This is a genomic window from Photobacterium ganghwense, from assembly GCF_017329545.1.
GTDB lineage: Bacteria > Pseudomonadota > Gammaproteobacteria > Enterobacterales > Vibrionaceae > Photobacterium > Photobacterium ganghwense.
Genome location: NZ_CP071325.1, coordinates 1043696 through 1056462, shown reverse-complemented (window position 1 = coordinate 1056462; position 12767 = coordinate 1043696). Strand labels below are relative to the sequence as shown.

The 12767-nt window shown below is 51.3% G+C and carries 15 protein-coding genes; 1 reads left to right on the top strand and 14 read right to left on the bottom strand.

The genetic code is table 11. The features are described 5' to 3' along the window. Window positions 1–31 precede the first annotated feature (31 nt). Window positions 32–613, top strand: a complete 582-nt coding sequence (locus FH974_RS05145; RefSeq protein ID WP_047883292.1) for a UPF0149 family protein — start codon at window positions 32–34, stop codon at window positions 611–613. Window positions 614–815: 202 nt separating this feature from the next. Here FH974_RS05145 and nadA read toward each other — a convergent pair whose 3' ends face one another. From nadA to ruvB, 14 genes are all read right to left on the bottom strand, one after another. Beyond that, window positions 816–1877 (bottom strand): quinolinate synthase NadA, encoded by a 1062-nt coding sequence (nadA, locus tag FH974_RS05140; protein ID WP_047883291.1) that lies wholly within the window; start codon window positions 1875–1877, stop codon window positions 816–818. A gap of 125 nt (window positions 1878–2002) precedes the next feature. Next, the gene (ybgF, locus tag FH974_RS05135; protein WP_047883290.1) at window positions 2003–2752 is read right to left on the bottom strand and encodes a tol-pal system protein YbgF; all 750 of its coding nucleotides are present in this window, start codon (window positions 2750–2752) and stop codon (window positions 2003–2005) included. A 21-nt stretch (window positions 2753–2773) separates the two neighbouring features. Next, complete coding sequence (gene pal, locus FH974_RS05130; protein ID WP_047883289.1) at window positions 2774–3301, bottom strand: peptidoglycan-associated lipoprotein Pal; 528 nt, start codon at window positions 3299–3301, stop codon at window positions 2774–2776. A gap of 35 nt (window positions 3302–3336) precedes the next feature. Further along, window positions 3337–4683 carry a Tol-Pal system beta propeller repeat protein TolB gene (tolB, locus tag FH974_RS05125; protein WP_047883288.1) on the bottom strand — a complete coding sequence of 449 codons (1347 nt, stop codon included), beginning with the start codon at window positions 4681–4683 and terminating at the stop codon, window positions 3337–3339. Window positions 4684–4696: 13 nt separating this feature from the next. After that, window positions 4697–5761: a cell envelope integrity protein TolA gene (gene tolA, locus FH974_RS05120; protein ID WP_047883287.1), complete on the bottom strand. Its 1065-nt coding sequence runs from the start codon at window positions 5759–5761 to the stop codon at window positions 4697–4699. Between the two features lie 13 nt (window positions 5762–5774). Continuing rightward, complete coding sequence (gene tolR, locus FH974_RS05115) at window positions 5775–6221, bottom strand: protein TolR (protein WP_047883286.1); 447 nt, start codon at window positions 6219–6221, stop codon at window positions 5775–5777. A gap of 5 nt (window positions 6222–6226) precedes the next feature. Beyond that, on the bottom strand, window positions 6227–6913 hold the full coding sequence (gene tolQ, locus FH974_RS05110) for a protein TolQ (RefSeq protein ID WP_047883285.1): 687 nt from the start codon (window positions 6911–6913) through the stop codon (window positions 6227–6229). Beyond that, on the bottom strand, window positions 6914–7321 hold the full coding sequence (ybgC, locus tag FH974_RS05105; RefSeq protein ID WP_373689506.1) for a tol-pal system-associated acyl-CoA thioesterase: 408 nt from the start codon (window positions 7319–7321) through the stop codon (window positions 6914–6916). It lies immediately after the preceding gene. A gap of 248 nt (window positions 7322–7569) precedes the next feature. Beyond that, window positions 7570–7872 (bottom strand): cyd operon protein YbgE, encoded by a 303-nt coding sequence (ybgE, locus tag FH974_RS05100; RefSeq protein WP_047883283.1) that lies wholly within the window; start codon window positions 7870–7872, stop codon window positions 7570–7572. Next, the gene (gene cydX / locus FH974_RS05095) at window positions 7865–7975 is read right to left on the bottom strand and encodes a cytochrome bd-I oxidase subunit CydX (protein ID WP_047883282.1); all 111 of its coding nucleotides are present in this window, start codon (window positions 7973–7975) and stop codon (window positions 7865–7867) included. The genes ybgE and cydX overlap by 8 nt, the downstream gene beginning before the upstream one ends. Before the next feature lie 11 nt (window positions 7976–7986). Further along, window positions 7987–9123 (bottom strand): cytochrome d ubiquinol oxidase subunit II, encoded by a 1137-nt coding sequence (cydB, locus tag FH974_RS05090; protein WP_047883281.1) that lies wholly within the window; start codon window positions 9121–9123, stop codon window positions 7987–7989. Window positions 9124–9140: 17 nt separating this feature from the next. Next, window positions 9141–10727 carry a cytochrome ubiquinol oxidase subunit I gene (gene cydA, locus FH974_RS05085; protein WP_047883280.1) on the bottom strand — a complete coding sequence of 529 codons (1587 nt, stop codon included), beginning with the start codon at window positions 10725–10727 and terminating at the stop codon, window positions 9141–9143. A gap of 171 nt (window positions 10728–10898) precedes the next feature. Then, window positions 10899–11159, bottom strand: coding sequence for a hypothetical protein (locus FH974_RS05080; RefSeq protein WP_146149688.1), 261 nt, complete (start codon window positions 11157–11159; stop codon window positions 10899–10901). Window positions 11160–11744: 585 nt separating this feature from the next. Continuing rightward, window positions 11745–12758 carry a Holliday junction branch migration DNA helicase RuvB gene (ruvB, locus tag FH974_RS05075; RefSeq protein ID WP_047883279.1) on the bottom strand — a complete coding sequence of 338 codons (1014 nt, stop codon included), beginning with the start codon at window positions 12756–12758 and terminating at the stop codon, window positions 11745–11747. Window positions 12759–12767: the final 9 nt, after the last annotated feature.

Genomic DNA, 12767 nt, shown 5'->3' with positions numbered 1-12767 from the left:
TCCACATCAACCGAATGACTGAGAGAGTATTATGTCTTCATCTCTGCAAACGCTGCTGGCCGAGCCACAGCTGGCACAACAATTACTGTCCGAAGCTCAGACTCGTGGTTTTGTCACGGCAATGGCTGCTGCGCCCTACCTCATCGATCCGTCTGAGTGGCTGGCTTTTATGTGGGGCGGCGAAGAAACGTCTCCGTTTGCCAGCCATGAAGAGCTGGAAGCCTATGCCAACGCGATTGTTGATCTGTGGAATGCGTCCCGTGAAGCCTTGCTGACCGGCACCTGGCAATGGCCTGAAGGCTGTGCGTTGGATGACAAAGAGCTGGTCACCCCAGACACCCGTGAGTTTGCAGAGGGTCTGCTTCAAGGCTGGCAGCTCGCTCGTGACGACTGGGAAACCGTGATGCCGCAAGAAAGCGAAAACAATGCCCTGCTTGGTGGCGTATTGCTATGCTTCAGCCTGCTTTACGATCCAGAAAGTGCCATGGAAGCATTGGCGCAAGAAGGCGCGGACAACCTAGCGCAGTTCGAAGAAATCTTCCAGTCGGTCCCAACCATGCTGTGTGGCCTGACGCTGCGAGCGCAGGACCTGGTAGATAACGACGCGGAATAATCCCACAACCACCAGCGCGTTTATCTCTGGAACAGTCGTTACCGGCGCAAATTTATCGCATGAACAGCGAACCAGACTTACACAGAAACAAGCGCCACAAACAACAACGGCCAGCAATTTGCTGGCCGTTGTTTAGACAAGTCTCTGTACGCAACGCGGCAATAAATACCTTGCGCTACTGACTAATACCTGCGCTTAGGGCTTAGGCATTCCCTTTCACTTTGAGCTGTAACTCAGCGGCAAAGTCCAGCATCCGGTTTAGCGGGATCAGAGATTTCTCACGCAGCGCCTCATCCACAAAGATTTCGTGCTGAGCACCGCCTTCACGCAGACCCGTTTCAATGGCTTTCAGGCCATTCATTGCCATCCACGGGCAATGGGCACAGCTGCGACAGGTCGCACCGGCACCGGCAGTCGGCGCTTCGATCAATTCTTTCTCTGGCACCATTTGCTGCATTTTAAAGAAGATGCCTTTGTCCGTTGCCACGATCAGTTTCTTGTGCGGCAAAGTCTTAGCGGCTTTAATCAACTGACTGGTTGAGCCAACTGCATCCGCAAGGGCAACGACACTGGCGGGTGATTCCGGATGCACCAAAATTGCTGCATCCGGGTGTAGATGCTTCATATCCTGCAGTGCTTTGGCCGAGAACTCATCGTGTACCACGCACTCCCCTTGCCACAGCAACATCTCAGCCCCTGTCTGCTTCTGGATATACGATCCTAGGTGGCGGTCCGGCCCCCAGATAATCGGTTTGCCTTCGCTATCCAGATGCTCAACAATCTCGAGCGCGATACTGGATGTTACGACCCAATCAGCCCGTGCCTTAACGGCAGCAGAGGTATTGGCATACACCACCACGGTGTGGTCTGGGTGGGCATCACAAAATTCGGCAAATTTATCAGCCGGACAGCCAAGATCCAGTGAACATTCCGCTTCCAGGGTCGGCATCAGCACCGTTTTTTCCGGAGTCAGAATTTTCGCTGACTCGCCCATAAAACGCACGCCGCAGACAACCAGGGTTTTGGCCGGATGCTGATTACCAAATTTGGCCATTTCCAGCGAATCCCCGACGAAGCCACCGGTTTCTTCTGCCAGGGCCTGAATTTCAGGATCGGTATAATAGTGGGCAACCAGCACGGCATCTTTTTCTTTCAGCAGTGCTTTGATCTTGGCCTTATAAGCGTCCTGCTCATCAACAGTTAGCGGGGTCGGCTTAGGCGGAAACGGATAGACCATTTCAGAAGGATCGAATGTCAGGTTCATCGCTCGCTTGCTCTATTGCTGTCCTTGTATTAATCCGCGCATTATACACCGCAAACGTTCAAATATCATGGTACAAAAAAGACCGGTAAAAACCGGCCTTTTTTCAACAGACTAGCGTCAACACACTATTTCAGTGCCTTGAGATTTTTCTCTGCCTGACGCGAACTGGTTGAATCCGGGTAAGTCGAGATCACCTCTTGGTAATACTTTTTAGCCTGTTCAGGTTTCTTGGCTTTTTCCGCAATCAGTCCGAGCTTCAACAGGGCATCAGCACGCTTGTTGGAGTCTTTCTCGCTGGCTACAGCCAGGAACTGTTTCGCCGCATCCGGCAACTGATTTTTGGTGAAGTAAAGCTGCCCCAGCCAGTAATGGGCATTGGATTTGTACACCGAATTCGGGTACGTCGTTAAGAAAGACTGGAAGGCAGCAATCGCGCCATCATAATCCTTTTTCTTCAGGATCAGATTCACCGCCGCTTCATAAGCCTCATTTTCGCTAACATTGCCGGAATAAGCTTCCTTCGGGGCTTTTTCAGACTTACCGTCACCCTCAGTCGCTGCTTGTGGCTTCTGGCGACTCAGCGCGTCGACTTCACGATACAATTCACGTTGGCGTTCCAGCATCTGACTCAGGTCATAACTGTTTCGCTCAACCATACCTCGGAGCTCATCCATTTCGGTTGCCAGCTGATCCAGTTGCCGCTGCATCTCCAGCTGCATCTGGTTGCGAGCCTCAATCATCCTTTCCAGACGTTCCAGGCTATCGCCCTGCGCACTGCCACCCAGTGAGGTGACAGGAGCAGGTGCGGCGACCACCTGGGTCGCCGCACCAACCAGCAACGTTAATGCGAGCATTCGCATTTTGTTACTGTTCATCATAAAAACCTATATGGCTTCTTAGTAAACCAGAACCGAACGACGGTTCTTAGCGTAATCTGCGTCAGTGTGGCCCAGTACCAGCGGCTTCTCTTCACCGTAGCTTACGATAGAGATTTGGCTAGCAGAAACACCCAGCGCCTGCAGGTATTTAGCAACAGCGTTCGCACGACGCTCACCCAGAGCGATGTTGTACTCAGGTGTACCACGTTCGTCAGCGTGACCTTCAACGATCACTTTAACGCCCGTGTTGTCACGCAGGTATTCTGCGTGTGCAGTCAGCATGTCCTGGTACTCTGGCTGAATTTCTGCGTTGTCAAACTTAAAGTATACAGTTTGCTCCTGACGCAGTTGCTGGCTACGCATCTCTTGCTCAGCCAGTGCCGCAGCTTCAGAATCTACTGGAGTTGCAACAGTGGTTTGTTCAGTTGAAGTACCAGCGTTAGTTTCAGCTGCAGAGCTGTCAGTGCTATCGCTAGAGCTACACGCCGCAAGAGTGAACATTGGCAGCGCAATTGCCAGGCCCTTCAAAACTTTGTTAAGTTGCATTTTATTTTCCTTTGTTATCGTTTGTTACTGCGACTTCAGAGAAAAGGCCCCCAAGAAGGTGCCCTTACTCGTCCGTTTGTTGCAGGTAGTCGTGCTTTAAAACGCCCGTCAATAGACACTAATGACAGCTCGTTGGATTTGTTATTCACCGAGCTGTAAATCACCATACTGCCGTTTGGCGCGATACTTGGTGATTCATCCAAAAATGTCTTTGTCAGGATTTGTACTGCACCGGTTTGCAAATCCTGTTTGGCGATGTTGTAGCCACTGTCTGAACGGTTAACCATGACCAGGAAGCGTCCATCCGGGCTTAACTGTCCACCCAGATTCTGACTGCCTTGCCAGGTCAGGCGCTTGGTCGAACCGTCCGCTAAATTTACTCGATAAATCTGTGGTTTACCACCTCTGTCGGAGGTAAAGATCAAAGAGTCACCTTTCGGGTCCCAAAATGCCTCAGTATTGTTGGCGCGACCATTGGTCACTTGCGTCAGGGCTTTGGTTTGCAGGTCCATTACGTAGATCTGCAGGCTGCCGCTTTTCGACAGAACCATGGCCAGTTTATTGCCGTCCGGCGAGAAACGCGGACTGCCGTTATGACGTGGATAAGACGCCACTTTCTCACGGGTACCCTTATAGATATCCATGATGTAGATTTCTGACTGTTGATTCTCGAAGCTGACGTAGGCCAGCTTGCTGCCGTCCGGAGACCAGGATGGCGACATCAGCGGCTGCTGGGACTTCAGTACCAGGCGCTCGTTGTAACCGTCATAATCTGCCACACGCAGCTGATAAGGGTATTTCGACTTATCATCCACAACAACGTAAGCAATACGGGTCAGGAACGCGCCTTTTTCCCCAGTCAGCTTCTCGTAAATGATGTCGGCAATACGGTGCGAATATTTGCGCATCTGCTTGCCATCTACCACTGCACGACCGGCATACAGAACATGATCTTTCGTCTGTACCAGTTTGCCGTCCTGCAGACCGCGACTGTCGCCGCTCGTCAGCTGGCCACGTACCACATCAATCAGCTGGTAGGTCACTTCGTAGTTCCCTTCCGCGTTCAACACGATGTTACCGGTGACCAGGGCATCCACCCCCATTGACGTCCAGGCGTTGTAATCGACCTGCTCGTCACTGTAAGGAGTCTGCGGCATTTTACTCGCATCAACCGGGGAGAATTTCCCGCTGCGACGCAAATCAGACGCAACAACGCCCGCCATGTCCGTAGGCAGTTCGCCCGGACCTTGCCACTGAAACGGCACCACACCGATAGGGCGCGCAGAGTCGACCCCTTCAGTGATGACCAGCTCGAGTTCTGCCTGTGCCAGCTGGCTGAAACTCAGCAGCGCAACACACAAGCTCATTAACCAACGTTTCATCCTCACTCCTTCATCATTGTGGGCTGACAATCAGTTTGATTCCACGCAGCTTTTCAACGATCGCCGGATCATCCGGCATCGGGAATTGGCTGACTTTAACCACGGCGGCTTTTGCCGCACGGCATAAACTTCTGTCGCCGCCTTCTTCTGACGCATCCAGCACCAGGCCGTTTGCCGCCAGGCGCATACGAATCACACACTCACGACCGATGAAGCTTTGCTCCACCAGCAGGTTTTGCTGAATCAATTGCGTGTAGATGGCACCGTAGCGCTGCGTTTCATCGGCAACAAACTGGCCACGGGCACCGCCACGTTGCTCAGTTTCGGCTTCAAGGCCGGAAAACAGCTCGTTCAGTGCAGCTTCCTGCTGCTTTTGTGCCTCGCGGGCTTCAGCAGCTTTACGCTCGGCTTCTTTGCGCGCCGCTTCTGCTTTACGGGCCTCATCTTCAGCTTTCTTCTTCGCTGCTACTTTAGCCTGACGCTCTTCTTCAGCTCGCTTCGCTTCAGCTTCCGCCTTGCGCTTGGCTTCTTCAGCTTTACGCTGTTCTTCAACCTGCTTCTGACGTTCTGCTTCCGCTACGCGGGCAGCTTCCTGCTTCGCTTTACGTTCCGCTTCGGCTTTTGCTGCCTGCTCACGCGCGACTTTCGCCGCTTCATCTGCTTTGCGTTTTTCGTCTTCCGCTTTACGTTTGGCTTCCGCCACACGCTGGCGCTCTTCCGCTACACGCTTACGCTCTTCTTCTGCCTCACGAGCAGCTTTCTCTGCCTTCAGCTTGTCGGCCTTCAGCTCACGCAAACGTCGCTCTTCTTCCTGACGCTGCTTTTCCAGCGCATCAGCTTGCTGCTCAAGGCGGCGCAGGCGATCCTGTTCAGCTTGTTTGGCCGCGGCGCGCTCCTGACGGATCCGTTGCGCCTGCTGATTCACCAGCGCCGGATCCACCACGACAGCTTTTATCGTGCTGCCGGCAGGCTTGGGCTTGTCTGACGAAAAGTCAGCGCCCCAAAGCAGGGCTACGACCAGTAAAGCATGGAGAAGTAACGAAACAATGACGGCAACGGTGTAGTCATTCTTTTTCATCCTTGTCCGCCCGCTAGTCTTCAAGTGGTTCTGTCATCAAACCGACCGAGCCGACACCCGCCTGATTCAACGCATCCAGGGTTTCGATGATGTAAGCATATTGGGCGCGTGCATCACCGCCTACCAGCACAGATGATTTCGGGTTCAGTTGCAGTTCGGCCCGTACTCGGGTCAGCAGTTCATCCATGGCCAGGCCACGCATCATGTCCTGGTTGTCGACACTCAGGCCCAGCTCCCCTTCCCTGCCGACTTCGACAATGATTGGCGGGCGATCGTTATCGGCTCCGCCCAGCTCTGCGGCAGTTTTGGCCGAAGCCGTTGCCGGCAGATCCACATCAACCCCTTGAGTCACGAACGGTGCTGTTACCATAAAGATGATCAGCAGTACCAACATCACGTCGATATACGGCACGACGTTGATCTCTGCCGTTAATTTACGCTTTTTTGGTTGATAGGCCATGCCAGTTACTCCTGGTTAGCCGCAAATGCCTGACGGTGCAGAATACTTGAAAATTCTTCCATAAACGTCGCGTAAGCGTGCTCCAGTTTTGCAACCTGGTTTGTCAGTTTGTTATAGAACATAACTGCCGGAATAGCCGCAAACAGACCCATCGCCGTTGCGACCAGTGCTTCAGCGATGCCCGGCGCAACCATTGCCAGTGTCGCTTGCTTCACCGCACCCAGTGCAATAAAGGCGTGCATGATGCCCCAAACGGTACCAAACAGACCAATGTATGGAGTGATCGAACCAACCGTTGCCAGGAATGGCAGGCTGGTTTCCAGATCATCGACTTCACGGGACAGCGCCACGCGCATTGCACGACTGGTACCATCCATCACCGATTCAGGCGCTTTACCGTTGTTGCGGTGCAGACGGGCAAACTCTTTAAATCCCGCGTGGAAAATTTGCTCTGAGCCAGTCAGGCTGTCTTTACGAGCCTCGACTTCCTGATACAGCTGCGACAGGTCGATCCCGGACCAGAAGCGGTCTTCAAATCGTTCCGCTTTCGCTTTGGCTTGCGACAACACCTGCGAGCGCTTGATGATCAAGGCCCACGAGACAACTGACATTCCCAGCAGAATCAACATAACGATCTTTACCAACAGGCTCGCCTGTAGAAAAAGATCTAAAATCGACAGTTCAGCAGTCACTTAAAAAATCTCCGACATAATATTTTCTGGGATCTTGATTGGTTTCAAGGTATCAGGGTGGACACAGGCTACCTGAACCAAGGCTTTACACAAGGTTTGGCCATTATTGTTAACTAAAACCTGACAGAATTCGATCGACGCTTTTCGCACCGAATTTGGCCAGGTTCTGACAACCAGTTCATCATCTAATTGAGCGCCTTTAAGAAAATCAATATCCATATGGCGAACCACAAAGCTGATCTTCTCGGCAAATTGATCGCTTAAACTGACACCGGCACTCCGAAACAGTTCCGTGCGGGCACGCTCGAAGAATTTGAGGTAATTGGCATGGTATACAATGCCGCCGACATCAGTGTCTTCGTAATAAATCCGGATCGGCCATTCAAAGGCATTCTCTTCGGTCATCATTCTTCCAGTTTTATGTTCTATCCGGTTATTACCGAAAATACAGGTACATTCCGAGACGCCTACTATACCTAACTTACCCAGTAGAATGAAATCACCCACCCGCGAATCCTTGGCTGCCAACGATAAAAATATTCATGCGCCGAAGCAGGCCATCAGCCTGACAGCACAATAAAAAAACAGCCCAAAGCAAATGCTTAGGGCTGTTTCAATGTTCTCGATTTGTTTCAGCTTCTAACAGTCTGAAGCAATTACCACAGTCTCAGGTAGAGAATGTAAGCCAGAATTGGTAGTGACAGGTAAGGAGTAAAAAATACCTGCCAGAACCATTTCTTTGGTACAAACCCGACGCCATAGACCATCGCGGCGCAGGTTGCCCAAATCAGGGCCGGCGATATGACGGGCCCGAACCCGCCAATCGCCTGGGCAAAGAGCGTGGGATCCCACACCACCAGCCCTGCCGAGGCCAGTGACATCACCAGCCCCAGCAGTCGGAGCAGACCAACGTCTACCCACTGATGGATTCTCTTTACCCCATCGCCCAGGTTACTCACCGTTCTGAGCATCCATGTTTTCTGTCGCTTCCAGCCACAGAGCATTGATGATACCGAATGAGCAAGCTAGCAGCACACCCAGAATCCAAGCGAAATACCACATAGTTTATCTCCTTAGTACAGTGAGTTCTTGTTGTCTTCGATGAACTGGGTATCAAGACGACCGAACATCTTGTAGTAACACCATGAGGTGTAGCCCAGAATAATCGGAACCATAACCGCCGCAACCACTGTCATGATTTTCAGGGTCAGTTCAGACGACGTCGAATCCCACATAGTCAGGCTGTGCGCAGGCACCAGGCTTGAAGGCATGATGAATGGGAACAGTGCAAAACCAAAGGTCAGTACCACGCCAGCCATTGTCAGGCTGGAGCTGATAAACGCCATGGCGCCACGGTTCAGGCGAGAAGCCAGCATCGTCAGCAGCGGCATGAACACAGCCAGAGCCGGTGCAATCCACAGCAGCGGATAAGCATCGTAGTTCGCAAACAGTGCACCTGTCTGACGCATCACTTCTTTGTTCAGCGGGTTAGAAGGCGCATTAGTCACGATTTCAGACGTGATGATGTAGCCTTCGATGCTTTGAGCCCAGAAACCGGCAATGGCAAAACATACCGCAGTCGCAATCGACGTCATCATGGCAACGCGACGAGCGCGCTCACGGATTTCAGTCGTTGTCTTCATCTGCAGGTAAGCCGCACCTTGCGTCACGATCATCAGCAGGCTAACCACACCACACAGCAAGGCGAACGGGTTCAGCAGACCAAAGAACGAACCTTTGTAGGTTGGGATCAGCAGTGAACTCAGTTCAAACGGCACACCTTGCAGCAAGTTACCGAAAGCCACACCGAAGATCACTGGCGGTACAAAGCTACCGATAAAGATCGCGTTATCCCACATGCCACGCCATTTTGGATTTTCGATTTTCGAACGGTAATCGAAGCCAAGCGGACGCAGCCACAGCGCAGCCAGTGTTACCAGCATCGCTAGGTAGAAGCCAGAAAACGCCGTTGCGTATACCAGCGGCCAGGCAGCAAACAGAGCACCACCCGCGGTGATCAGCCATACCTGGTTTCCGTCCCAGTGCGGGGCGATTGAGTTAATCATGACGCGGCGCTCGTTGTCTGTCTTACCAATAAATTTGGACAGAACACCTACACCCATGTCAAAACCGTCAGTGACTGCAAAACCGATGCATAGCACACCGATCAGCACCCACCAGATAAAGCGCAATACTTCATATTCAAACATTGCTTCACTCTCCCTGATTAAGCTTCAACCTGACGCGCAACCACGTTCTGTGGGGCATCGGTTGTTTCAAAGTGATAGCGGCCAGTTTTCAGGCTGCTAGGACCCAGACGAGCAAATTTGATCATCAGGTACATTTCAGCAATCAGGAACACTGTGTACAGTGCAATAATTGCCAGCATTGAAGTGATAATGTCAGACGCAGCCAGGTTAGACGCCGCCATTGATACCGGCAGGATCTCACCCACAGCCCATGGCTGACGACCGTACTCGGCAACAAACCAACCGGCTTCGATCGCGATCCATGGCAGTGGAATCCCGTACAGCGCAGCTTTGAGAACCCATTGCTTCTCGGTGATTTTGTGACGGCAGGTCTGGACGAACGCCGCAGCAAAAATACCCAGCATCAGGAAGCCACAGGCGACCATGATCCGGAAGCTCCAGAACAGCGGCCAAACCGTTGGAATTGAGTCATCAGCAGCTTGAGCAATATCGGCTTCTGTTGCATCAACAACGTTATCGGCATAAGGCTTCACCAACAGGCCGTAACCCAGATCTTTCTTCACCGCGTCGAACGCCGCAATGTTTTCCGGCGTTTTCTCACCAGCACGCAGTTTTTCCAGCAGACCGTACGCGATCATACCGTTGCGGATACGCACTTCGTGCTCCGCTTTCAGGTCACGCAGGCCGGTCACTTCGGTATCGAAAGAACGCGTCGCGATAATCCCCATCACGTATGGGATCTTAATCGCGTAATCGGTGTGCATGGTTTCCTGATTTGGCAAACCAAACAGGGTAAATGCAGCCGGTGCTTCTTCGGTGTGCCACTCAGCTTCAATAGCCGCCAGTTTGGCTTTCTGAACGTCACCCAGCTCATAGCCAGACTCGTCCCCCAGAACGATCACAGACAGGATCGAGGCCATCCCGAAAGATGCTGCAATCGCGAAAGAACGGCGGGCAAACGGGATATCACGGCCTTTCAGCATGTAGTAAGCACTGATCCCCATGATGAACATTGCGCCACAAACATAACCGGAAGCAACAGTGTGAACGAATTTCACCTGGGCAACCGGGTTGAAGACTACTTCGGCAAAGCTCACCATTTCCATACGCATGGTTTCGAAGTTGAACTCTGCACCCACCGGGTTTTGCATCCAGCCATTCGCGATCAGAATCCATAAGGCCGAGAAGTTAGAGCCAAGCGCCACCAGCCAGGTCACCGCAAGGTGCTGACGTTTAGACAGGCGGTCCCAGCCAAAGAAGAACAGGCCGACCAGAGTTGATTCCAGGAAGAAGGCAATCAGCGCTTCGATAGCCAGAGGGGCACCGAAAATGTCACCAACATAGTGAGAGTAGTACGCCCAGTTTGTACCAAACTGGAATTCCATGGTGAGACCGGTAGCCACACCCAGTGCAAAGTTAATCGCGAAAAGCTTACCCCAGAACTTGGTCATGTCCTTGTAGATTTGCTTTCCGGTCATTACATAAACCGACTCCATGATGGCTAGTAGGAACGCCATCCCCAGAGTCAACGGGACGAACAAAAAGTGATACATCGCAGTTAATGCGAACTGTAACCGCGATAGTTCGACGATATCAGTGAACATTGAGAACTCCTTTAACCGCCAGGCTGACTGACGACAGTACGACACAGTGTACCGATGATTGGGCTTAGCAACTTGTAGCCGAACTTAACCGCAATCTTGTCACCTTCCTGGCTGCCATTTATCCGTGATAAGCGGCATCCCTGATAATGTTGCGATACTGTGCCAAATTAGTTAATTTGTTGTTAAGCTACAGCTAATATAGTCATTGCTAATATTACTGACATTATTCAAATCGCTCAATGGATTTAGCGCACAATTTGCTTTGATGAGCATCAAAAAAGCCTGTTCATTTTTTACACAAGCACTATTTGATTGACCTGGATCAAACATCCGAACATTTGTTAAAACCCGCAATACGCCTGCTAAAAACGGATGTTTAGCCGGTTCTGACGGTCTGGTTTCCGCCCACTTGCCAGCATGTTTACCAAGCAAAAAAGTCCTGATAAAACCTGTTAGAAAATCGAGTCCTTCCTATCTTGACACCCCTATTATCAGCACAATCAACTGGCCTCAAAGGCTGTTAAATCAGCACTTCACTGGGCTAATCAACAGATTTTGAAATTAGATAAACTAATCCGAAAATATAATTTATATCGCTTTTGGTAAGGCAATAAATCTCTATAATCAGCGCCAGAAACAGAATGAACCGCCCGGACGATAAAAGTCATCTTTTTGGCGGGTTGTATGCTGTTTCCCCATCTGTAACAGAGTATGAATGAGGAAGTGGATATGGCTCGTATGTTTGAAAAAATTATTGCACTGTATCAACCAAGCTTTGCCGAAATGTACAAAGCATCAGTAAAATAATGCTCACAATGTAGCCGTTCGCTTGTTTTTGATCTCATCCCGGGACGGAAGCAACATCAAAAATATCCTTTGATTTGTCAATAAGATGTAAATAAGCGAACTGATTTATCCGTTATTTTGTGTTTTCTCAAAAAACGGATATAAAAAAACGAGGCACCTGTGCCTCGTTTTTTATTGCTGTTTTTACAACTTGCTTACTTTTATCGGTAGTTACGACTCCGGTAAGTCCAACCCGAAGTGCAGATAGGCCCGGTGAGTGGCAATCCGGCCACGCGGCGTACGCTGCAAATATCCCTGCTGAATCAGATAGGGCTCAAGAACATCTTCGATTGTGTCCTTTTCTTCGCCGATCGCCGCCGCCAGGTTATCCAGCCCTACCGGCCCGCCCATGAATTTATCAATAATCGCCATCAGCAATTTGCGATCCATGTAATCGAAGCCACTGCTGTCAACATCCAACATATCCAGTGCTTTAGTGGCAATATCCGGGCAGATATGACCATTTCCTTTCACTTCGGCAAAATCGCGTACCCGGCGCAGCAGGCGGTTAGCAATACGCGGTGTGCCACGGGATCGCATCGCCACTTCCATTGCTCCGGTAGAGTCCATCGACAACCCGAGACATTTCGCACTGCGCTCAACAATCCCACACAAATCATCCACTTTATAGTATTCCAGACGCTGTGTGATACCGAAGCGATCCCGCAGCGGTGATGTCAGTGATCCAGCCCTTGTCGTCGCTCCAATCAGGGTAAACGGCGGCAAGTCGATTTTGATTGAGCGCGCTGCCGGCCCTTCCCCGATCATGATGTCCAGCTGGTAATCTTCCATCGCCGGATACAGCACCTCTTCCACCTGTGGGCTGAGACGGTGGATCTCATCGATAAACAGGACATCGTTTTCTTCGAGGTTAGTTAGCAATGCCGCCAGATCACCGGCTTTTTCCAGCACCGGACCGGATGTGGTGCGAATGCTCACTCCCATCTCGTTGGCCACAATGTTGGCCAACGTGGTTTTCCCCAGTCCCGGAGGACCAAAGATCAGCAGGTGATCCAACGCTTCGCTTCGCAGTTTGGCTGCTTTGATGAAGATTTCCATCTGCTCACGGACATGATCCTGTCCGCGGTAGTCAGACAACATCTTAGGCCGGATAGCGCGATCAATAATGTCTTCTTCACGCGAAGTGGGGTAATCGTTCGCTATCAGTCGATCCGCTTCAATCATTCTTGCTTA

What these genes read in the sequence shown, in the direction of transcription:
- cydX (WP_047883282.1), bottom strand. Translation starts at nt 7,975, where the DNA reads ATGTGGTATTTCGCTTGGATTCTGGGTGTGCTGCTAGCTTGCTCATTC.
- nadA (WP_047883291.1), bottom strand. Translation starts at nt 1,877, where the DNA reads ATGAACCTGACATTCGATCCTTCTGAAATGGTCTATCCGTTTCCGCCT.
- FH974_RS05145 (WP_047883292.1), top strand. Translation starts at nt 32, where the DNA reads ATGTCTTCATCTCTGCAAACGCTGCTGGCCGAGCCACAGCTGGCACAA.
- tolB (WP_047883288.1), bottom strand. Translation starts at nt 4,683, where the DNA reads ATGAAACGTTGGTTAATGAGCTTGTGTGTTGCGCTGCTGAGTTTCAGC.
- ybgF (WP_047883290.1), bottom strand. Translation starts at nt 2,752, where the DNA reads ATGAACAGTAACAAAATGCGAATGCTCGCATTAACGTTGCTGGTTGGT.
- pal (WP_047883289.1), bottom strand. Translation starts at nt 3,301, where the DNA reads ATGCAACTTAACAAAGTTTTGAAGGGCCTGGCAATTGCGCTGCCAATG.
- cydA (WP_047883280.1), bottom strand. Translation starts at nt 10,727, where the DNA reads ATGTTCACTGATATCGTCGAACTATCGCGGTTACAGTTCGCATTAACT.
- tolA (WP_047883287.1), bottom strand. Translation starts at nt 5,761, where the DNA reads ATGAAAAAGAATGACTACACCGTTGCCGTCATTGTTTCGTTACTTCTC.
- tolR (WP_047883286.1), bottom strand. Translation starts at nt 6,221, where the DNA reads ATGGCCTATCAACCAAAAAAGCGTAAATTAACGGCAGAGATCAACGTC.
- ybgC (WP_373689506.1), bottom strand. Translation starts at nt 7,321, where the DNA reads ATGATGACCGAAGAGAATGCCTTTGAATGGCCGATCCGGATTTATTAC.
- cydB (WP_047883281.1), bottom strand. Translation starts at nt 9,123, where the DNA reads ATGTTTGAATATGAAGTATTGCGCTTTATCTGGTGGGTGCTGATCGGT.
- ruvB (WP_047883279.1), bottom strand. Translation starts at nt 12,758, where the DNA reads ATGATTGAAGCGGATCGACTGATAGCGAACGATTACCCCACTTCGCGT.